Source organism: Nonomuraea sp. PA05 (assembly GCF_008086045.1).
In the GTDB taxonomy this organism is placed as follows: Bacteria; Actinomycetota; Actinomycetes; order Streptosporangiales; family Streptosporangiaceae; genus Nonomuraea; species Nonomuraea monospora.
Genome location: NZ_VSEY01000029.1, coordinates 100,187 through 119,982, shown reverse-complemented (window position 1 = coordinate 119,982; position 19,796 = coordinate 100,187). Strand labels below are relative to the sequence as shown.

Below are 19,796 nucleotides of genomic sequence, written 5' to 3'. Positions count from 1 at the left end.
GCGACATCCACAGAATTGGTGGATGCTGGGTTGCAAGACGGCGGAGTGGGGTGCGGCCGGTGCTCAGGGTCAGGCGTGTCGCGTACGCGGGAGCCATCGTCATGGTCGGTCTGACCGGCTGCTCGGCCTCAGCCGAGACCCCACCGACAACACCCACCCCAACACTCTCCGGTACGAACTCCCCCACGACCACCGTCACCACGACGACGACCGCCAGCCCGCAGCCCACCGTGACCACGACGAGACGGACCATCTCGGTCCAGCTCAACCCCGACCGCGTCACCGCCGGTGAGACCTCCAGGGTCTGGATCCTGGCCAACTGCCCCGTGCCGACCGGCGGCCCGGCCCACACCGGCACCGCCACCTCCAGGGCGTTCATCAACGGCGTCACGCTCAACCCGGTGCCCGCCGCCTCGCTCAGCCCGTCCCCGACCGCCACCAGCGGCTCCCCGTGGGTGCGCGGCGAGGCGCAGGTCTCGGGAACGATCCGGCGCGGCAACTACCGCGTGGACGTCAAGTGCGACGGCACCAACGACATGGGCAGGGCCACCCTGCGCGTGGTCGCGGCGCCGACCGAGGAGCCCACCAGCACCACCACCGTGCCCACCAGCGCGCCCAGGGCGGGCGGCGGCGGCACGTACGCGCAGGAGGCCGCCGAGGAGTCGTCGATCCCGTTCGGTCCCGCCGGCGTGCTGATCGCGCTGGCCCTGGCCGGAGGCGTCGGCCTCGCGGTCAAGCGGCGCAACCGGGCATAGGGACGTGGCCCGCCCAGGACGGGTGGTGCTCGCCGGCGCCATCACCGGTCTGGTGCTGGTCGCCTTCGGCAGAGGCATGCAGACCGGCACCACCACGACGCCCGCCGCCGGCGTCGTGCCCAAGAGCATCGACATCCCCTCGATCGACGTCGAGGCCCCGCTGATGAAGCTCGACCTGCAGAAGAACGGCGAGGTCGAGCTGCCGCCGTACGAGAAGCCGAAGATGGCCGGCTGGTACACCGGCAGCGCGGTGCCCGGCGAGAAGGGCGCCTCGGTGATCATCGGCCACGTCGACACCAAGACCGCGCCCGCCGTGTTCTACAAGCTCAGGCAGTTACGCAAGGGCGAGACCGTCAAGGTGGAGCGCAGCGACGGCAAGGTCGTGGAGTTCAAGGTCGACTCGATCGAGCAGGTCCACAAGGACAGCTTCCCCGCGCAGCGCGTCTACGTGGAGGACGGGCTCAAGCTGGTGACCTGCGGCGGCAAGTTCGACTACGCCAAGGGCGAGTACCTCGACAACGTCATCGTGTACGCGTCCCAGGTGTGACGGCCGGAGCCTGCGCGAAGCGGCCAGGTGAGACCCGCGCGGCGGGTAGGCTAAACAGTCGTGCTGGTCCTGGCCTTTGATACCGCGACGCCCGCCGTCACCGCCGCGCTCCACGACGGGGAGCGCGTGCTCGCCGAGTCGACCACGATCGACGCCCGGCGGCACGGCGAGTTGCTCGTGCCCACCATCGAGGTCGTGCTGCGCGAGGCGGGCACGACGCTGCGCGCCGTGACGGCCATCGTGGCCGGCAGCGGCCCCGGCCCCTACACGGGGTTGCGCGTCGGGCTGATGACCGCGCAGGGCCTGGCCACCACGCTGGGCGTGCCGGCGTACGGCATCTGCACGCTCGACGCCGTCGCCTACGGCAGCAAGCTGTCCGAGCCCTTCCTCGCGGCCACCGACGCGCGCCGCAAGGAGGTCTTCTGGGCCCGCTACGCCGACCACCGCACCCGCGACGAGGGCCCCTTCGTGGACCGGCCCGCCGACGTGCCCGTGGCCGGGCTGCCGGTCGTCGGCGCGGGCGCGCAGCTCTACCCCGACCTGCTCGGCGGCGGCGGCGAGGTGCCGCCCTACCCGTACGCGGGCGCCCTGGCCGCCCTGGCGGCGGAACGGCTCGCCGAGGGGGTCACGCTCGGCCCGCCACGCCCCATCTACCTGCGCAGACCCGACGCGGTGGTGCCGGGCGCGCCCAAGCGGGTGACGGCGTGAAGCTGCGCCCGATGACCGAGGCCGACCTGCCCGCGGTCATGGCGATCGAACGGGCCACGTTCCCGCTCGACGCGTGGAGCGAGGGCATGATGCGCGGCGAGCTGGCCGAGATGCCCCGCACCCGCCACTACGTGGTGGTCCTGGTGGAAGACGAGATCGTCGCCTACGCGGGCCTGGCCGCCGCGGGCGACCAGGCCGACGTGCAGACCATCGCGGTGCTCGACAAGCACCAGGGCACCGGGCTCGGCGGCGCGATGCTGACCGAGCTGCTGGCCGAGGCGACCCGCAGGGGAGCGCGGGAGATCTTCCTGGAGGTGCGCGCCGACAACCCGCGCGCGCAGGGGGTCTACCGGCACTACGGGTTCGAGGAGATCGGCACCCGCCGCCGCTACTACGACGACGGCACCGACGCGATCATGATGAGAAGGAAGCTTGGTGACTGACGCACCCTTGGTCCTCGGCATCGAGACGTCCTGCGACGAGACCGGCATCGGCATCGTCAGGGGTCACACGCTGCTGGCCAACACGATCGCCTCCAGCATGGACGAGCACGCCAGGTACGGCGGCGTGGTGCCGGAGGTCGCCTCGCGCGCCCATCTGGAGGCCATGACGCCGACCGTGGAGGCCGCGCTGGCCCAGGCGGGGCTGAAGTTCTCCGACATCGACGCCATCGCCGTCACCGCCGGCCCGGGGCTGGCGGGCGCGCTGCTCGTGGGGGTGGCGGCGGCCAAGTCGTACGCGCTCGGCCTCGGCGTGCCGCTCTACGGCGTCAACCACCTGGCCGCCCACGTCGCCGTCGACCAGCTCGAACACGGGCCGCTGCCCAAACCGTGCATCGCCATGCTCGTCTCGGGCGGCCATTCATCGCTGCTGCTCGTGCCCGACGTGGCCGACGACGTCATCTCGCTCGGCTCCACCGTGGACGACGCGGCGGGCGAGGCGTTCGACAAGGTCGCGCGTGTGCTGGGCCTGCCGTTCCCCGGCGGACCGCACATCGACAGGGCCGCGCGCGAGGGATCGGGATCGGCGATCGCGTTCCCGCGCGGCAAGCTCGACGACGGCACGCTCGACTTCTCCTTCTCCGGGCTCAAGACGGCCGTCGCGCGCTGGGTCGAGGCCCGCGAGGCGGCGGGCGAGTCCATCCACGTGCCCGACGTGGCCGCCTCCTTCCAGGAGGCCGTGGTGGACGTGCTGACCCGCAAGGCGCTGCAGGCCTGCCGCAAGTACGACGTGCACGACCTGCTGATCGGCGGCGGGGTGGCGGCCAACTCGCGGCTGCGGGCGCTGGCCCAGGAACGGTGCGACGCGGCCGGGGTGCGGCTGCGCGTGCCGAGGCCTGGCCTGTGCACCGACAACGGGGCCATGGTGGCCGCGCTCGGCTCCGATCTGGTGGCCGCCGGAGTGACGCCCTCGACGCTGGAGATCCCCGCCGACTCGTCGCTGCCGATCACGACCGTGCACGTGTGAGGACGCGGGGCCGTCGGCCCCGCGCCGGGCTCAGTCCTTCGACCGGGTGGGGCGCAGGAGGGCCTCGGCCAGCGCCAGCATGGTCTCCTCCAGCGCGTCGAGCCGCTTGGTCAGGTCGGCGGCGGCGGGCTGCACGACGCCTGACACCGCGACGGCCATCTCGTCACTGTCGGGGCGCGCCTTGACCAGCTCGGTGAGCGCTTCGGTGGCGGCGGTCAGCCGGTCGGCCTGCTCGCCCACGTGCGACTGCAGCAGCTCGCCCACCCGCTCGGGGATGGCCAGGTCGGCGGGCAGGCGGCTCACGGACGCGGTGACGGCCTCGATGCGCTCGTCGACCGACTCCAGGTGCTCGCCCGCCTGCTCGGCGCGGGCGGTCAGCCCGTTGAGGTGGGTGTCGAGGCCGTGGAAGCGGTTGTCGAGGCCGCCGAAGTGGCCGTCGATGGTGTCGAAGCGGGTGCTCATGTGCTCCTCGGCCTCGACCAGCCGCTCGTCGATGGCGTCCATCTGGTTGTCGAGCTTGTTGAAGCGGCCCTCGCTGCGGGTGGCCAGCTCGGCGGCGTGCTGGTCGGTGGCGGCCATCCGCTCGTCGAGCGAGGAGAAGCGGGCGTCGACGCGGACGTCGAGCGCGTCGAAGCGGTCGTCGTGGCGGCCGAGGTGGCCGTCGAGGGTGCCCAGCCGCTTGTCGACCGCGCCGAGCTGGCCGTCCATGGAGACGAGCCGCTTGTCGACGCCGCTCATGCGGCCGTCGAGGCCGTCGATCCTGGTGTCGATGTCGGCCAGGCACTCGTCGGCGGACTCCAGCCTGCTGTCGAACCCGGTGAGCCGGGAGTCGAGCGCCGTCAGCTTGCCCTCGGCCCTGTCGAGGCAGGCGTCCACGCCGCTGAGCCGGGCCGTCAGGCGCTGCTCGCTCTCGCCGAGTTGCACGGCCAGGTGCTGGTCGGCCTCGTCGAGGCGGGTGGTCAGGCGCTGCTCCACGTCGGCCAGGCGGCCGGTGAGCGTCTCGTCGGCCTCCTTGAGCCGGCTGACGAGGCGCTCGTCGGCCTCCAGGAGGGCCGTGGCGAGCCGCTGGTCGGTCTCGTCGAGCCGGGTGCCGAGGCGCCTGTCTGTGTCGTCCAGGCGGGCGCTCAGCCGCTCGTCGGTCTCGTCGAGGCGGACGGTGAGCCGCTGATCGGTGTCGTCGAGCCGGGCGGTGAGGCGCTGGTCGGTCTCGTCGAGGCGGGCGGTCGTGCGCTGCTCTGCCGCCTCGACCTTGGCGGTGAGCTGCTCGGCCGTGCCCGCGACGCTCTCCGACAGGTCGTTGACGACGTCCTCGACGCGGTCGGTGCGGGCGGCCAGCTCGGCCATCGACTTGTCGAGCCGCGTGAAGCGGCTGGCGGCGGCCTCCATGCTGGTGTTGAGGCCGGCGAGCTGGGCCGCGAAGCCGGACATGCCCTTGGTGATGCCGTCGGTGGTGTCGAGCACCGACTGCAGGCGCTTGAGCGCCTCGTCCACGCTCTCGCCCACCGTGCCCAGGTCGGCCCACAGGCTCGGCAGCTCCGCCACGGGCGTCACCCGGGCGTCCACGTGGCCCACCTTCTCGCCCACGGCGTCGACGTGGTCGCGCACCGCCTCCACGTGCTGCGCCAGGCCCTCCGCCCACATCGGCGGCTTGGCGGACATCTCGTCGAGCCGCCCGCTGACCGTCTCCAGCGTGCCGCTGAGACCGCCCAGCTCGCGCTCGCGCACCTCGCGCAGCAGCCACTCCATGCCTTCGAGCCGCTGGCGGATCTCGTCGAGCACGGCGCCCTGGGTGCGTTGCTCGTAGACATGGTCCTGAGCGGCACGGGCCAGCAGGTCTCGCATCCTCTTGGGGACGGCGTCGTAGCCGTTAGGAAGAAGGGCGGCGTGGTTGGAATGGTCCACCGAAAGCTCCTTCGCTCGCCGACGGTCTGCCGCGCAGCGGTGGGATAGGTCCGGTTTATCGATGAAGGGTGAGAGCGCGGTCAACCGCAATGGGGCGGAGAACTCCTCGCCCGGCCCACCTTAGCCTTTCGATCAAGGTCCGTCAGGGGTGAATTGAAAGATCGCGATTAACGTACGGATGACCGGGTTCGGTGATTCAGGCAGGTGGGGAGGCCTTGCACAGGATTACCGAGGGTTTGTCGGCAATTCTGGTCAGCATGATCACCAATGAATTGTCGCCTTTGAGGCGCAGATCGGTGCGGAGCCGTTCGATGTCCACGGCGGAGCCGCGCTTTTTGATGGTCACATTGCCGATTTGTCGCTCGCGGAGGGCGGCGCGGAGCTTTTTCAGGGAAAAAGGCATGATGTCCTCCACCTCGTACGCGGCCGCCCAGGGAGTGCGCACCAGGGCGTCGGACGTGATGTAGGCGATCATCGGGTCGAGCAGCCTGCCGCCGACCAGCTCGGCCACCTCGCCCACGAGATGCGCGCGGACCGCGGCCCCGTCCGGCTCGTAGACGTAGCCGCCCGGCGCGCCCGCCTCGGCCCTGACGCCGGCCGCCGCCAGCGTGTGGCCGCCGGGCAGCAGCGTCGCCCGCCTCCCGCCGCCGGCCCCGGTCCACAGGGTGGCCTCCTTGACCTCGCCCTTGAACGACACCCACTCGGCCTCGGCGCCCTCGGGGATGAACTCGTACGGGAGGCCGGGGGCGACCTTGAGGCAGGCCAGGCGCGCGCGGGACAGCAGGTCGAGCACCACCGGCCAGGGCGGGGAGTAGGCCATGGGGTCGAACGTCCTGCCTCTGCCCGTCCGCCTGGCGGGGTCGGCGAACAGCACGTCGTAGTCCTCGGGGCTGACGTCCGCAGCGTCCGCCACGCTCACCGTGACCCGGGCGGACAGGCCGAACGCCTCCGCGTTGGCCCTGGCGACGGCCACGGTCAGGGGGTCGGTGTCCACGGCGGTCACGGCGCAGCCGGCGCGGGCCAGGGCGAGCAGGTCACCGCCGACGCCGCAACAGGCGTCCACGACCCGGGGCGCACCTGTGCCGTGCTGGGCGGGCTGGGGCGCGGCTGTGCTGTGCTGGGCGGGCTGGGGCGCGCTCGTGTCGTGCTGGGGTGCGGCTGTGCCGTGCAGGGTGAGCAGGCGGCGGGCGCGGTGGTCGGCGACCTCCGTCCTCGTGGACTGCTCCAGGCCGTGCGGCGTGAAGAACATCCGCCCCGCGTCCGAGCCGAACTTGGCCCTGGCCCGCTGCCTGAGCCCAGCCTGGGTGAGGGCGGCGGAGGTGAGCGCCGCGTCGTACGTCCTGCGCAGGGCGGTGGCGGCGGCGACCGGGTCGGCGCCCGCCAGTTCCTCGGCCTCCGCCAGCGCGCGCCCGCCGCGCGGGGTCAGCAACTCGGTGAAGGCGTCGAGGTCCACGTCATCAGACGTTAGCGCCACGCGGGAACGGACCCGCCGCCGGGCGGCGCGGCGCAGGCCGGGAGGTGCGCGGACGTGGAAGACTGGTGACCGGGCGAGGGTCTGATCGCTCACAGCAGACGGGTTCGTGTTGACTGTCAAGCCCCTCTTGCATATGTTTCCTGTTGGCACTCTCCCCTTGAGAGTGCCAACGTGCGACGAGGCAGGTCTGACACCCGCGACGGCAGGCCCAGCTGGTCGCCTCTTCTAGATCATTCAAATCTGAAGGGGAGGTCCGATCGTGACGACCGCCACCAAGGTTCCCGTTAAGCCGCTCGGCGACCGCATTGTGGTCCAGCCGCTTGAGGCCGAGCAGACCACCGCTTCCGGCCTGGTCATCCCTGACACCGCCAAGGAGAAGCCGCAGGAGGGCAAGGTCCTCGCGGTGGGCCCGGGCAACTGGGATGAGGACGGCGACAAGCGGATTCCGCTCGACGTCTCCGAGGGCGACATCGTCCTCTACAGCAAGTACGGCGGCACCGAGGTCAAGTACGGCGGCGAGGAGTACCTCGTGCTCTCCGCCCGCGACGTTCTCGCGATCATCGAGAAGTAAGCCGGTTGTGTCGAGCCCCGGGCGCTCTTGAGGGCACCCGGGGCTTTCGACGCCAGGAGAGGACTTTCAGCAATGGCGAAGATCCTGGAGTTCGACGAGGACGCCCGCCGCGCGCTCGAGCGTGGCGTGAACGCCCTCGCGGACGCCGTGAAGGTTACCCTCGGCCCGCGTGGCCGCAACGTCGTCATCGACAAGAAGTTCGGTGCTCCGACGATCACGAACGACGGTGTGACCATCGCTCGTGAGATCGAGCTGGAGGAGCGCTACGAGAACCTCGGCGCCCAGCTCGCCAAGGAAGTTGCCACCAAGACCAACGACATCGCGGGTGACGGCACCACCACCGCGACCGTCCTGGCCCAGGCCATGGTCCGCGAGGGCCTGCGCAACGTGGCCGCCGGCGCCTCGCCGCTGTCGCTCAAGCGCGGCATCGACAAGGCCGCCAAGGCCGTCAGCGACAAGCTGCTGGCCAGCGCCCGCGAGGTCGGCGACAAGAAGGAGATCGCCAACGTCGCGACGATCTCCGCGCAGGACGCCCAGATCGGCGGCCTGATCGCCGAGGCGTTCGACAAGGTGGGCAAGGACGGTGTCCTCACCGTCGAAGAGTCCAACGCCATGGGCATGGAGCTCGAGTTCACCGAGGGCATGCAGTTCGACAAGGGTTACCTGTCGGCCTACATGGTGACCGACCCCGAGCGGATGGAGTCCGTCCTCGAGGACGCCTACATCCTGCTCACCCAGGGCAAGATCGCCTCCATCGCGGACTTCCTGCCGCTGCTGGAGAAGATCGCCCAGACGAAGAAGCCGCTCCTCGTGGTCGCCGAGGACGTCGAGGGCGAGGCCCTGGCCGTCCTGGTCACCAACAAGATCCGCGGCACCTTCACCTCCGTGGCCGTCAAGGCCCCGGGCTTCGGCGACCGCCGCAAGGCGATGCTGCAGGACATGGCCATCCTCACCGGCGGCCAGGTCGTCAGCGAGGAGGTCGGCCTCAAGCTGGAGCACGTCGGTCTCGAGGTGCTCGGCACGGCCCGCCGCGTCGTCGTCACCAAGGACGCCACGACCATCGTCGACGGCGCCGGTGACGCGCAGGCCATCGAGGACCGCGTCAAGGAGATCAAGATTGCCATCGAGCAGTCCGACTCCGACTGGGACCGCGAGAAGCTGCAGGAGCGCCTGGCCAAGCTCGCCGGCGGTGTGTGCGTGCTGCGCGTCGGCGCCGCCACCGAGGTGGAGCTGAAGGAGAAGAAGCACCGCCTCGAGGACGCGATCTCCGCGACGCGCGCCGCCATCGAGGAGGGCATCGTCTCCGGCGGTGGCTCCGCGCTGATCCACATCGGCAAGGACCTCGACGACCTCGACCTCACGGGTGACGAGGCCACCGGTGTCGGCATCGTCCGCCGCGCGCTGGTCGAGCCGGCCCGCTGGATCGCCGAGAACGCCGGCCTTGAGGGCTACGTGGTGACGCACAAGGTGGCCGAGCTGGAGGCCGGTCACGGTCTCAACGCCGCCACCGGCGAGTACGTGAACCTGCTCGACCAGGGCGTCATCGACCCGGTCAAGGTCACGCGCTCGGCCGTGCAGAACGCGGCTTCGATCGCGGGCATGCTGCTCACGACCGAGGCGCTCGTGGTGGACAAGCCCGAGGAGGAGGCCCCGGCCGCCGGCCAGGGTCACGGTCACGGCCACGGCCACTGATCGCGCGTCTTCCGCTCCGTTCACGGCCCGCACCCTTCTTGGGGTGCGGGCCGTACGGCTTTCCGGGGGGCGGTGCGGGGCTCTGGCGCGTGCGGGCGAGCCAGGACCACCGGCCCGCGCGGCGGCGACCCGCGCGGGGTGCGAGCGCGTGCGAGGTGCGAGCGCGTGCGAGGTGCGGGGTGCGAGCGCGTGCGAGGTGCGGGGTGCGAGCGCGTGCGGTGGTGCCCGCCGTGCCGCTTGCTCGTGCGGTGGCGGGCGGCTGTGCCGAGGGCGGGTGGGGGGAGCGTGGGGGCGTGGTGGGGGCGGCCTACGCTGGGGCTCGGGAGGCGGTGACGCATGCGGTACGCGCGGGCGGTGGAGCGGCTGAGGATGCTGGCCGAGGCGTGCGAGCAGACCAGGCGGCTGCCGGCGGAGGAGCCGTTCCTGCGCGAGGCGCACGTGTTCGGCGCCCTGACCGAGGGGGCCGATCCGATCGGCGAGATCGAGGTCGCCTTCGTGCTGAACCTGCCGCCGCAGGAGGCGGCGTGGGGCACGCATCCGCCCGGCACGGCCTGGCTGGTGGACTTCCTGCGGTTGGACGAGGGCGGCATCGCCTACTGGTGGCGCTCATCCGGGGAGCCGGTGGCCAACCACCGCATCAGGGAGCCGGTCCGGTTCTGGTCGCTGGACGGGATCGACAAGGGCGTGCTGGAGGCGCTGAGGGAGCGCCGATTCGGGGCGCTGCGCGACGCTGGGGCCCCGGGAGGGCCGGGGCCGGTGGCTCCGGTGGCGGAGGAGCTGGAGGCGGCCCTGGAGCATCTGAGGGCGGTGCACGGGGCGTACTGGGATCGGCAGTGGCGGCGGGAGCACCGGGGGCTGCGGCGGTATCCGGAGCACCATCTCTGGGAGGCCGTGCGGGGGTATCTGGAACTGCTCGACTTGCGGGACGAATGAAGCGTCGGGTGATCTGAGGGGTGCCGACGGCATGTCCGGTGGTGGGCGGGATGGGGGGAAGTGGGGGAAAAGGTGGATTATTGGAGTAAACCCGGAGTGTGCGTTAAGCGTCTGGGGTCTGACAAATGTCGTGCATTCTGGCTTATCGTCTGAAACATTATGTCAGTATAAAGGCTTAGTGTGGTCGGTTGATTACTGCTCGTTATCGTCGCTTCAATGTGACCAATCCGTAGCCGTTCGCTATGACGACAGGCCGGATCAGTGCGGGCATCATGCCTATCGTGAGCGAGGGAAGCGTCGCCGACGCCAAAATTGGGGTAAGGCTCGCGTCGAGACTTCCGGCACGGACGGATGACTCCGACCTTAGGGAACTGACGAGCCTCGCCGTGCAGGGAGATCGCAGTGCGATCGAATCCCTGCTCGGTGAGTTGCGTCCGATGGTGGTGCGGTATTGCCGCGCCAGGCTGGGCAGGGTTTCAGGGCAATATCACATTGCCGATGACGTAGCCCAGGAGGTGTGCATCGCGGTGTTGTCCGCGCTGCCGCGGTACCGGGACATGGGGCGGCCTTTCGCGTCCTTCGTGTTCGGGATCGCCTCGCACAAGGTGGCCGACGCGCTGCGGAGCTCGGTGCGCTCCGCCGTGCCGACCCAGGATCTGCCCGACGGGCCCGACGACGGCCCGGGGCCCGAGGAGACGGTGGTCCGCTACATCGAGGTGGAGCACGCCCGCCGGCTGCTTGCCCGGCTGCCCGACAATCAGCGTGAGTTGCTGCTGTTGCGGGTGGTGTCGGGGTTGTCGGCCGAGGAGACCGGTAATGTACTCGGTATGTCACCGGGTGCGGTCCGCGTCGCCCAGCATCGGGCGCTGGCGAGATTGAGGCAGATGGCCGAGCTGGAGTCGGCTTGACGGCTGAGGAGGAGACCGACGCGCTGCTCGACGCGCTCGGTCGTGGAGAGATGCCCGACTCAGGCGATCCGGCGGCGCGCTTGCTCGCCGCGCTGCTCGATGACGTCGACCGGCGGCGATCCTTCGAGCCGATGACGATGCCGTCCGAGGCCGGCCAGCGGCGCTCCTTCGCGCCGTTCGAGGTCGATCAGCGGCGTTCCTCCGCGCCGGTCCCGCCGTCCGAGGTCGATCAGCGGCGTTCCTCCGTGTCGATGACGCCGTCCACGTAGCCGCGGGCGTAGTCCCAGCTCACGTAGTCGGCGGGGTCGGGGTGGAAGGCCGGCTCGTGCACCTGCGGCTGGCCCTTCTCGATCATCTGTTTGAGGTTGCCGCGCAGCAGCTCCCAGTCGAAGAAGTGCTGCTCGCCGCATTCCGGGCAGTCGAGCACGAGCCCCAGCACCCCCTGCGGTTCGAGCAGGGAGCGGAAGACCTCGACGTCGGCGAGGTCGGTGATGGCCTCGTCGCGCTCGGCCGCGGTGAGGGGCTCGGCGTCGTCGAGCGCGCCCATCGCCGAGGACGGATCGTTCGGGTCGTCCGCGAACGGATCGCGGGGGACGTCTTCCAGCACCTTCCCACCATATGACCGAAGCGGCCCGCGCGGTGGGGTTTACCTCAGCCATCCGCGCCGGGCGGCTTCCACGCCTGCGTGAAAGCGGGATTGAGCACCCAACTCGGTCATGGCGTCGGCGAATCTCGCGCGCACCGTGCGCACCGAGACGCCGAGCTGGCGGGCGATGGAGTCGTCGCACATGCCCTGCGCGGCCAGGCGCAGCACCTGGACCACCCCGTCGCTCCTGTGCCCCCAGGGCAGGGGCATGGCACGGGCCCACAGCTCCTGGAAGAGCGAGGTGAGCATGCCCACCACGACGGAGGTGCGGACGAGGTAGAAGTTGTAGGCGTGGTCGGGCAGGTTGCCGCCCCAGTGGGCGGGCAGGCCGGCCATGTCGGGGCCGGCGGCCATGAACCAGCTCGGCACGCGGTCGAGCGTGCGCACCTCGCCGCCCGCGTCGAGGAGGCGGGTGAGCTGGTCGCGGACGCCGGGCAGCACAAGGGTGGAAACGGGAATGATCGCCTGAACCGTCAGCAAATTCCGTTTTTGCGCATCAATCCAAGGATCCGCAAATTTCCGGGCAAAATCTGTCATGGTGCGCTCGTCCGGAACGGCGGTGAGTAAAGGCATTGGTGACGTTTGACATTGTACGGCGATGCCCACCACGCTCTCGTAGAGGATGTCGGCCCCGCTCGCCATCTCCACCGTGAAAGGCCCGCTGCGATAGTCGCGCCCCGCGTCGTAGTCGCGGATCAGCCCGCGGATCGAGCCCAGTGCCGAGTCGATCCTGCGGCTTTCCTCCGCCAGCCGGTCGAGCCGCTCGGCGATCAGCCGGCCGAGCGCCGCGGCGGGATGTCTGGCCAGGTACTGTCCCGACTGTTCGTCGATCACGCCCAGCTTGACCAGGTCGTCGAGCTGCCGGCCCACCTTCTCGATCGGGTCGTCCATGGCCTGCGCAAGGTCCGAACGGGTGGCTTTGTGCAGGCGCAGCACCGCTGAGTAGAGCGCGGTCTGGGCCGGGTCGAGGCCCAACGTCTGGAGCGGATCTGGCAGGATTCGCGGCTCGTTACGCATTATGGGCGGCTCCGTCGGGGGGACACGGGCGTGCCGCGAGGATAACGCCGTATTCTCTCCGTGTCCGCGTGATTGCGGGACTGCTTCTCCGGGGCGTGCAACTTCGTGCAATTGCACGTTTTCACATTGCGATGTTCCGTTGAGTAACGCAGGCTTTACCTAGCGTCGGCATCCAGCCAAGGGCGCGGTAGCGTCGGCCATCAGGACGCGGAGGGGGGTTCGGTGGCGTGAGGCGCCGCCGTTGCCCGGATGCCGGTGGCCGGGGGATGGGACGGATCACCGACCGTCCCATCCCCCGGCACTTTTGTTGAGGCCGGGAGCACGACGGACCATGGGCGCGGGAAACCGCCGCCCAGGAGGGGTCGCCTGACGCGACCCTCGTGGGGGTCTTCGTGCTCCCGGCTTCAGTGCGTTTTGGACACAGGGCCTAGACTTGGTGCACATCAAAGCTAGGCAGGAGGGGGCCGCGGCATGTCCAAGTTCACCGAGATGGGTTTGACCTTCGATGACGTGCTGCTGGTGCCGGGGTATTCGGACCTTCAGCCAGGGGAGGCCGACACCCGATCTCGCCTGTCCAAGGGCATCACGCTGTCCATCCCGCTGGTCTCCGCGGCCATGGACACCGTCACCGAGGCCCGCATGGCGGTCGCCATGGCCCGCCAGGGCGGCATCGGCATTCTGCACCGCAACCTTTCGGTCGAGGAGCAGGCCCAGCAGGTCGATCTGGTCAAGCGGTCCGAGGCCGGCATGGTCACCAACCCGGTGACCTGCAGCCCCGACGACACGCTGGCCGACGTCGAGCGGCTGTGCGCCACGTACCGGATCTCGGGGGTGCCCGTGACCGACGTGTCGGGCACGCTGGTCGGCATCGTGACTAACCGCGACATGCGCTTCGAGACCGACCAGACGCGGCCGGTCCGCGAGGTCATGACGAAGATGCCGCTCGTCACGGCGCCAGTCGGGGTCTCGCGCGACGACGCGTTCGTGCTGCTCAGGCAGAACAAGATCGAGAAACTGCCGCTGGTCGACTCCGACGGCAGGCTGCGCGGCCTGATCACGGTCAAGGACTTCACCAAGAGCGAGCAGTACCCGCTGTCCACCAAGGACGCCGACGGCCGGCTGGTCGTCGGAGCGGCCGTGGGCGTCGGCGGCGACGCCGAGCTGCGCGCGAAGGCCCTCATCGAGGCCGGCGTGGACGTCGTGGTGGTGGACGTGGCGCACGGCCACTCCAAGGGGCTGGCCGAAATGATCGCCAAGCTCAAGGCCAACAGCAAGGTCGAGGTCATCGGCGGCAACATCGCGACCAGGGCCGGCGCGCAGATGCTGGTCGACGCGGGCGCCGACGCGGTCAAGGTCGGCGTGGGCCCCGGCTCCATCTGCACCACCCGCGTGGTGGCCGGGGTGGGCGCGCCGCAGGTCACGGCCATCCATGAGGCCTCGAAGGCCTGCGCGCCCGCCGGGGTGCCGGTGATCGGCGACGGCGGCCTGCAGTACTCCGGCGACATCGTCAAGGCCATCGCCGCCGGAGCCGACACGGTCATGCTGGGCTCGCTGCTTGCCGGGTGCGAGGAGTCGCCCGGTGAGCTGATCTTCATCAACGGCAAGCAGTTCAAGTCCTACCGGGGCATGGGCTCGCTCGGCGCCGTACGCAACCGCGAGCGCGGCGGCACCTCCTTCAGCAAGGACCGCTACGCCCAGGCCGACGTCGGCGGCGAGGACAAGTACATCCCCGAGGGCATCGAGGGTCAGGTCCCCTACCGCGGCCCGGTCGCGGCCGTCGCCCACCAGCTCGTCGGCGGGCTGCGCCAGGGCATGTGGTACGCGGGCTGCCGCACGATCGAGCAGATGCACACCGACTGCGAGCTCATGCCGATCACGGCGGCGGGCCTCAAGGAGAGCCATCCCCACGACATCCAGATGACCGTGGAAGCTCCGAACTATCACAGAAGGTAAGAGCATGACTCAGCAGGTGGAGATCGGCCGGGGTAAGACCGGGCGGCGGGCGTACTCGCTTGACGAGATCGGCCTGGTGCCCTCGCGGCGCACCCGTGACCCGGAGGAGGTCTCGATCGCCTGGCAGATCGACGCCTACCGGTTCGAGTTGCCCGTGGTCGTGGCTCCCATGGACAGCGTGGTCTCGCCGGCCACCGCCATCGAGATCGGACGGCTCGGCGGCCTGGCGCCGCTAGACCTCGAAGGGCTGTGGACGCGCTACGAGGACCCGCTGCCGCTGCTGGAGGAGTGCGCCGCCCTCGACCAGGAGGCGGCCACCAGGCGGCTGCAGGAGATCTACGCCGCGCCGATCAAGGAAGAGCTGATCGGCCGCAGGATCGAGGAGATCCGCGCCTCCGGCGTGACCACCGCCGTCCGGCTGTCGCCGCAGCGCACGGTCCAGTACCACAAGACCGTGATCGACGCGGGCGTGGACATCTTCGTCATCCGCGGCACCACGGTCTCGGCCGAGCACGTGTCGGGCCGGGCCGAGCCGCTCAACCTCAAGCAGTTCATCTACGAGCTGGACGTGCCGGTCATCGTGGGCGGCTGCGCCACCTACACCGCCGCGTTGCACCTGATGCGCACCGGCGCGGCCGGCGTGCTGGTCGGCTTCGGCGGCGGCGCCTCGCACACCACCCGCAACGTGCTGGGCGTGGCCGTGCCGATGGCCACCGCCATCTCCGACGTGGCGGCGGCGCGGCGCGACTACCTCGACGAGTCCGGCGGCCGCTACGTGCACGTGATCGCCGACGGCGGCATGGGCACCTCCGGCGACATCGCCAAGGCCATCGCCTGCGGCGCGGACGCCGTCATGGTGGGCTCGCCGCTGGCGCGCGCGGCCGAGGCGCCCGGGCACGGGTTCCACTGGGGCTCCGAGGCGCACCACCCCGACCTGCCGCGCGGGCGGCGGGTCGAGTTCGGCACGGTCGGGACGCTGGAGCAGATCCTGCACGGGCCCTCCAGCGTGGCCGACGGGTCGATGAACCTGATGGGCGCGCTGAAGCGGACCATGGCCTCCACCGGCTACTCCGACATCAAGGAGTTCCAGCGGGTCGAGGTCGTGGTGGCGCCGACCCAGCGCTGAGCCCTCGATCGCGGCCGCCGCCCCTCGTGGCGGCGGCCGACTAGGGTCGGGTCATGGCGCTGAGGAACGGCAGGACGATCGTGATCCACCGCGACGGGGTCTCGCTCAGGGACGCCGCGGAGAACACGCGGCGCCGGTCCGGGTCCGGGTCCTAGGCGGTGTCCGAGGTCGAGCGGGTCTTTCGTGAGGAGTACGGCAGGGCGGTCGCCGTGCTCGTGCGCGTCTTCGGCGACATCGACGTGGCCGAGGAGGCGGTGCAGGAGGCGTTCACCGTGGCGGCGCACCGCTGGCCGCAGGACGGGACGCCGCCCAGCCCCGCCGGGTGGATCATCACCACCGCGCGCAACCGGGCTATCGACCGCCTGCGCAGGGAGTCGGCGCGGCGCGACAAGCACGCCCAGGCGGTGCTGCTGCACGCGCCCGCCGAGCCCCCGGAGGAGGGGCCCGTCCACGACGACAGGCTCCGGCTGATCTTCACCCGCTGCCATCCGGCGCTGGCCGCGCACGCCCGGGTCGCGCTCACGCTGCGGCTGCTGGGCGGGCTCAGCACGGCCGAGATCGCCCGCGCGTTCCTGGTGCCCGAGCCGACCATGGCCCAGCGGCTGGTCAGGGCCAAGGCCAAGATCCGGGACGCGCGCGTCCCGTACCGGATCCCCGAGCCGGCCGAGCTGCCGGGGCGGCTGCGCGCGGTGCTGGCGGTGGTGTATCTGATCTTCAACGAGGGGTACGCGGCCAGCTCCGGCGAGCGGCTCGTGCGCGAGGAGCTGTGCGCCGAGGCCATCAGGCTCGGGCGGTTGCTGGCCGCGCTGATGCCGGACGAGCCCGAGGTCACGGGGCTGCTCGCGCTCATGCTGCTGATCGAGTCGCGGCGGGCGGCCCGTACCGGGGCGGGCGGCGAGCTGGTGCCGCTGGGCGAGCAGGACCGCGGCCTCTGGAACCGCGAGCTCGCCGGGGAGGGGCAGGAGCTGGTACGGCGGTGCCTGCGCCGCGACGAGCCGGGGCCGTACCAGGTGCAGGCGGCCGTCAACGCCGTGCACGCGGACGCGGCGAGCGCGGCGGAGACGGACTGGGAGCAGATACTCAAGCTCTACGATCTGCTGTTGAGGCTCAGCCCGACGCCCGTGGTGGCGCTCAACCGGGCGGTGGCCGTGGCCGAGGTGGAGGGGCCCGAGGCGGCGTTGCGGGTGGTCGAGGGGATCGAGGCCGGGGACTATCACCTGTTCCATGCCGTGCGGGCCGAGTTGCTGAGGCGGCTGGGGCGTCAGGACAAGGCCGGGGCGGCGTACGAGGCGGCGATCGCGCGGTCGGGCAACGAGGTGGAGCGGGAGTTCCTGCGGGGGAGGATGTGATGGGCGGCCGGGTCTGCGTGGTCACCGGGGCGAACCGGGGGATCGGGCGGGAGGTGGCCAGGCAGCTCGCGCTGGGCGGGGATCTGGTGGTGCTGACCGCCAGGGACCTGCGCAAGGCGGAGCGGGCGGCCGGAGAGCTGCATGCGGGCACGGTGGAGGCGCGGCAGCTCGACGTGTCGGATGCCGCGTCCGTCCAGCGGTTCGCCCGCGAGGTGGGGCAGGCACACGGGCGGGTGGACGTGCTCGTCAACAACGCGGCCATCCACTACGACACCTGGCAGCGCGCGGTGGACGCCGACCTCACCGTGGTCCGCGAGGCGCTGGAGACGAACCTGCTGGGCGCCTGGGAGGTGACGCAGGCGCTGCTCCCGCTGCTGCGGGCCTCCGCGCACGGCCGGGTCGTGAACGTCTCCAGCGAGGCGGGCTCCCTGGCCTCGATGGGGTCGGGAACGCCGGCGTACGCGGTGTCGAAGGCCGGCCTGAACGCGCTGACCAAGATGCTCGCGGCCGAGCTGCGGCGGGACGGCATCCTGGTCAACGCGGTCTGCCCGGGGTGGGTGGCGACGGACATGGGCGGGCCGGGCGGGCGTCCCGTGTCCGAGGGGGCCGCGAGTGTGCTGTGGGCGGTGGAGCTGGGCGACGGCGGGCCGACCGGAGGGTTCTACCGCGACGGGCGGCCGGTGCCCTGGTGAGCAGGGCTGTTGTCCTAACATGCGGAGATGGCTGATCTTCGGCACACGCACGAGCTGACGTACGAGGGCGACCGGGTCGTCAAGCGGTACCAGGAGAGCAAGCCGGGCGCGGCCGAGCGCGAGTGGCGGGCGCTGACCCTGCTCGCCGAGCACGCGCCGGGGCTGGCGCCCGAGCCGATCGCGTTCGAGGGCGGCGCGGTGACGATGTCGAGGATCCCCGGCGTGCCGCTGCGCGGGCTGTTCGCGCGGGCCAGGCACGTGGCGGCGATGGCCGAGGCGCTGGCCGAGCTGCACGCCGCCGTGCCGCCCGCCGTGCTGCGGAGCATCCCGGTGCGTCCGTGGCAGCAGGAGGCGATCGCCGACTGGATCAAGAAGCGGTGCGCTGCCTGGCAGTCCAGGGAGCCGCTGGCCGACCGGGCGGTCAAGGAGGGGCAGCGCTGGCTGGAGAGCTGGTCGCCCGGCGGGCAGGGGAGGAGGGAGGCGTTCGGGGCGGGTGACGGGAACCTGGCCAACTTCCTGTGGGACGGCTCCCGCGTACGCATCGTGGACTTCGAGGACTCCGGGCGCAGCGACGTGGCGTTCGAGGTGGCCGAGCTGGCCGAGCACGTGTCGATGTGGGTGGACGGCGAGGTGGAGATCGCCCGCAGGTTCGAGCTGAGCCCGCAGGAGGAGCGGCGCACGCGGGAGTGCCGCAAGGCGCACGCGCTCGTCTGGTTCTTCCTGCTGTCGCACGAGCACCCGCGCAACCCGCCGGGGACCTTCCAGCGGCAGGTCGAGCGGGTGCTGACTACGCTGGGCGCATGAGGCTCGCGCGGGACGGCGACAGGGACGCCGTGGAACGGCTCGTCCACGACGCCTACACGCCGTGGATCGAGGTCATCGGCATGCGGCCGCTGCCCCTGGAGGCCGACTACGCGGCGCTCATCGCCGGCGGCCGGGTGCACGTCACCGACGGGCTTGAAGGGCTCATCGTGCTGGTGCCGGAAGAGGGCGTGCTGCTGGTCGACAACGTGGCCGTACGCCCCGAGCTGCACGGCAGGGGCATCGGGCGGGCGCTGATGGCCCACGCCGAGCAGGAGGCGCGCAGGCTGGGCCTGCCCGCGCTGCGCCTCTACACCAACGTCAAGATGACCGCCAACATCGCCCTGTACGAGTCGCTCGGCTACCGCGAGACCGGCCGCCAGGGCATCGAGGGCCGCTCGGCCGTTCTCATGCGCAAGGAGCTCAGCCTGTGAGGACGCCCAGCAGGTGGGAGACCTCGCGGGCCACCGCGTCGCGGCCGGCCTTGAGGTACTTGCGCGAGTCGACGACCCGCTCGTCGTGGGCCAGGTAGTCGCGGACGGCGCCGGTGAACGCCTTGTTCAGGTGGGTCGCGATGTTGATCTTCTTCATGCCCTGCCGCACGGCCTCGCGCAGCACCTCGTCCGGCACCCCCGACGAGCCGTGCAGCACCAGCGGCACCGGCACGGCCGCGCGCAGCTCGGCGATCAGCTCCAGGTCCAGCACCGCGTCCTTGGTCGTCATGGCGTGCGAGGTGCCCACGGCCACGGCCAGCGCGTCCACGCCCGTCCTGGCCACGTAGTCGACCGCCTCGTGCGGCTTGGTGCGGGCGCCGGGCGCGTGCACCCCGTCCTTGCCGCCGACCTCGCCCAGCTCGGCCTCCACCCACACGCCGCGCGCATGGCACCAGGCCGCCACCTCGGCCGTCGAGGCGACGTTCGCCTCGTCGGGCAGGGCAGAGGCGTCGTACATCACCGAGCCGAGGCCCAGCGTCACCGCCTCCTCGACGAGCGCCCTGTCGGTGGCGTGGTCGAGGTGCACCGCGACCGGCACCTCCGCCCTCCTGGCCACCGCGAGCGAGGCCAGCGCGATCGGCTCCAGCGCGCCGTGGTAGCGCACGCAGTTCTCGCTGATCTGCAGCACGACCGGCAGGCCGAGGGCCTCGGCGCCCGCCACGATCGCGCTGGCGTGCTCCAGCTGGATCACGTTGAAGGCGCCCACCCCTGCGGGTGACTGGCTGACGATGTCGCCGATGGAGGCGAGAGGCATGGAGGGG

Annotated in this window: 21 protein-coding genes; 16 read left to right on the top strand and 5 right to left on the bottom strand. The window is 71.2% G+C overall.

Features of this window, described 5'->3' with window-relative positions; genetic code table 11:
* Positions 1–59 precede the first annotated feature (59 nt).
* From FXF51_RS38320 to tsaD, 5 genes are read left to right on the top strand one after another with little or no spacing between them, the layout of a single operon-like run.
* Complete coding sequence (locus FXF51_RS38320) at positions 60–755, top strand: hypothetical protein (protein ID WP_148439667.1); 696 nt, start codon at positions 60–62, stop codon at positions 753–755.
* A gap of 4 nt (positions 756–759) precedes the next feature.
* Positions 760–1,302, top strand: a complete 543-nt coding sequence (locus tag FXF51_RS38315; RefSeq protein ID WP_262380098.1) for a class F sortase — start codon at positions 760–762, stop codon at positions 1,300–1,302.
* Between the two features lie 60 nt (positions 1,303–1,362).
* Positions 1,363–2,010, top strand: a complete 648-nt coding sequence (gene tsaB / locus FXF51_RS38310; protein ID WP_148439666.1) for a tRNA (adenosine(37)-N6)-threonylcarbamoyltransferase complex dimerization subunit type 1 TsaB — start codon at positions 1,363–1,365, stop codon at positions 2,008–2,010.
* An 11-nt stretch (positions 2,011–2,021) separates the two neighbouring features.
* The gene (gene rimI / locus FXF51_RS38305; RefSeq protein WP_148439715.1) at positions 2,022–2,453 is read left to right on the top strand and encodes a ribosomal protein S18-alanine N-acetyltransferase; all 432 of its coding nucleotides are present in this window, start codon (positions 2,022–2,024) and stop codon (positions 2,451–2,453) included.
* Positions 2,446–3,477: a tRNA (adenosine(37)-N6)-threonylcarbamoyltransferase complex transferase subunit TsaD gene (gene tsaD, locus FXF51_RS38300; RefSeq protein WP_148439665.1), complete on the top strand. Its 1,032-nt coding sequence runs from the start codon at positions 2,446–2,448 to the stop codon at positions 3,475–3,477. Before rimI ends, tsaD begins: the two co-directional genes overlap by 8 nt.
* Before the next feature lie 30 nt (positions 3,478–3,507).
* Here tsaD and FXF51_RS38295 read toward each other — a convergent pair whose 3' ends face one another.
* Both FXF51_RS38295 and FXF51_RS38290 read right to left on the bottom strand, forming a co-directional pair.
* The gene (locus FXF51_RS38295; protein WP_148439664.1) at positions 3,508–5,379 is read right to left on the bottom strand and encodes an apolipoprotein A1/A4/E domain-containing protein; all 1,872 of its coding nucleotides are present in this window, start codon (positions 5,377–5,379) and stop codon (positions 3,508–3,510) included.
* Between the two features lie 196 nt (positions 5,380–5,575).
* The gene (locus FXF51_RS38290) at positions 5,576–6,832 is read right to left on the bottom strand and encodes a class I SAM-dependent methyltransferase (protein ID WP_148439663.1); all 1,257 of its coding nucleotides are present in this window, start codon (positions 6,830–6,832) and stop codon (positions 5,576–5,578) included.
* Between the two features lie 277 nt (positions 6,833–7,109).
* On the opposite strand from FXF51_RS38290, the gene groES reads away from it, so the two are divergent.
* From groES to FXF51_RS38265, 5 genes are all read left to right on the top strand, one after another.
* Positions 7,110–7,424 carry a co-chaperone GroES gene (gene groES, locus FXF51_RS38285; RefSeq protein ID WP_197093639.1) on the top strand — a complete coding sequence of 105 codons (315 nt, stop codon included), beginning with the start codon at positions 7,110–7,112 and terminating at the stop codon, positions 7,422–7,424.
* Between the two features lie 72 nt (positions 7,425–7,496).
* Positions 7,497–9,116, top strand: coding sequence for a chaperonin GroEL (gene groL / locus FXF51_RS38280; protein ID WP_148439662.1), 1,620 nt, complete (start codon positions 7,497–7,499; stop codon positions 9,114–9,116).
* Positions 9,117–9,452: 336 nt separating this feature from the next.
* Positions 9,453–10,049, top strand: a complete 597-nt coding sequence (locus FXF51_RS38275; RefSeq protein WP_148439661.1) for a hypothetical protein — start codon at positions 9,453–9,455, stop codon at positions 10,047–10,049.
* Positions 10,050–10,321: 272 nt separating this feature from the next.
* A complete protein-coding gene (locus tag FXF51_RS38270) occupies positions 10,322–10,957 on the top strand; it encodes a sigma-70 family RNA polymerase sigma factor (protein ID WP_090930520.1) in 636 nt (211 codons plus the stop codon).
* Positions 10,954–11,226 carry a hypothetical protein gene (locus tag FXF51_RS38265; protein ID WP_148439660.1) on the top strand — a complete coding sequence of 91 codons (273 nt, stop codon included), beginning with the start codon at positions 10,954–10,956 and terminating at the stop codon, positions 11,224–11,226. The genes FXF51_RS38270 and FXF51_RS38265 overlap by 4 nt, the downstream gene beginning before the upstream one ends.
* Here the strand turns inward: FXF51_RS38265 and FXF51_RS38260 are convergent.
* Together FXF51_RS38260 and FXF51_RS38255 are read right to left on the bottom strand one after the other, a co-directional pair.
* Complete coding sequence (locus FXF51_RS38260; RefSeq protein WP_080043188.1) at positions 11,187–11,564, bottom strand: DUF5319 domain-containing protein; 378 nt, start codon at positions 11,562–11,564, stop codon at positions 11,187–11,189. The genes FXF51_RS38265 and FXF51_RS38260 overlap by 40 nt on opposite strands.
* 39 nt (positions 11,565–11,603) lie before the next feature.
* Positions 11,604–12,620 carry a helix-turn-helix transcriptional regulator gene (locus tag FXF51_RS38255; protein WP_148439659.1) on the bottom strand — a complete coding sequence of 339 codons (1,017 nt, stop codon included), beginning with the start codon at positions 12,618–12,620 and terminating at the stop codon, positions 11,604–11,606.
* A gap of 471 nt (positions 12,621–13,091) precedes the next feature.
* Here FXF51_RS38255 and guaB point away from each other — a divergent pair, with 471 nt between their 5' ends.
* The 6 genes from guaB to FXF51_RS38225 all read left to right on the top strand — a co-directional run bounded on the left by guaB (position 13,092) and on the right by FXF51_RS38225 (position 18,975).
* Complete coding sequence (guaB, locus tag FXF51_RS38250) at positions 13,092–14,573, top strand: IMP dehydrogenase (protein ID WP_148439658.1); 1,482 nt, start codon at positions 13,092–13,094, stop codon at positions 14,571–14,573.
* 4 nt (positions 14,574–14,577) lie between these two features.
* Entirely contained in the window at positions 14,578–15,699 is a 1,122-nt protein-coding gene (locus tag FXF51_RS38245) for a GuaB3 family IMP dehydrogenase-related protein (protein WP_187414796.1), read from the top strand.
* 158 nt (positions 15,700–15,857) lie between these two features.
* Positions 15,858–17,048 carry an RNA polymerase sigma factor gene (locus tag FXF51_RS38240; protein WP_148439657.1) on the top strand — a complete coding sequence of 397 codons (1,191 nt, stop codon included), beginning with the start codon at positions 15,858–15,860 and terminating at the stop codon, positions 17,046–17,048.
* On the top strand, positions 17,048–17,740 hold the full coding sequence (locus FXF51_RS38235) for an SDR family oxidoreductase (RefSeq protein ID WP_148439656.1): 693 nt from the start codon (positions 17,048–17,050) through the stop codon (positions 17,738–17,740). The genes FXF51_RS38240 and FXF51_RS38235 overlap by 1 nt, the downstream gene beginning before the upstream one ends.
* 27 nt (positions 17,741–17,767) lie before the next feature.
* Entirely contained in the window at positions 17,768–18,544 is a 777-nt protein-coding gene (locus FXF51_RS38230) for a phosphotransferase (protein ID WP_148439655.1), read from the top strand.
* Positions 18,541–18,975, top strand: a complete 435-nt coding sequence (locus FXF51_RS38225; RefSeq protein WP_148439654.1) for a GNAT family N-acetyltransferase — start codon at positions 18,541–18,543, stop codon at positions 18,973–18,975. The genes FXF51_RS38230 and FXF51_RS38225 overlap by 4 nt, the downstream gene beginning before the upstream one ends.
* On the opposite strand, the gene FXF51_RS38220 is transcribed toward FXF51_RS38225, so the two are convergent.
* Entirely contained in the window at positions 18,965–19,789 is an 825-nt protein-coding gene (locus FXF51_RS38220; RefSeq protein WP_148439653.1) for a ketose-bisphosphate aldolase, read from the bottom strand. The two genes, FXF51_RS38225 and FXF51_RS38220, sit on opposite strands and share 11 nt — an antisense overlap.
* Positions 19,790–19,796 lie beyond the last annotated feature (7 nt).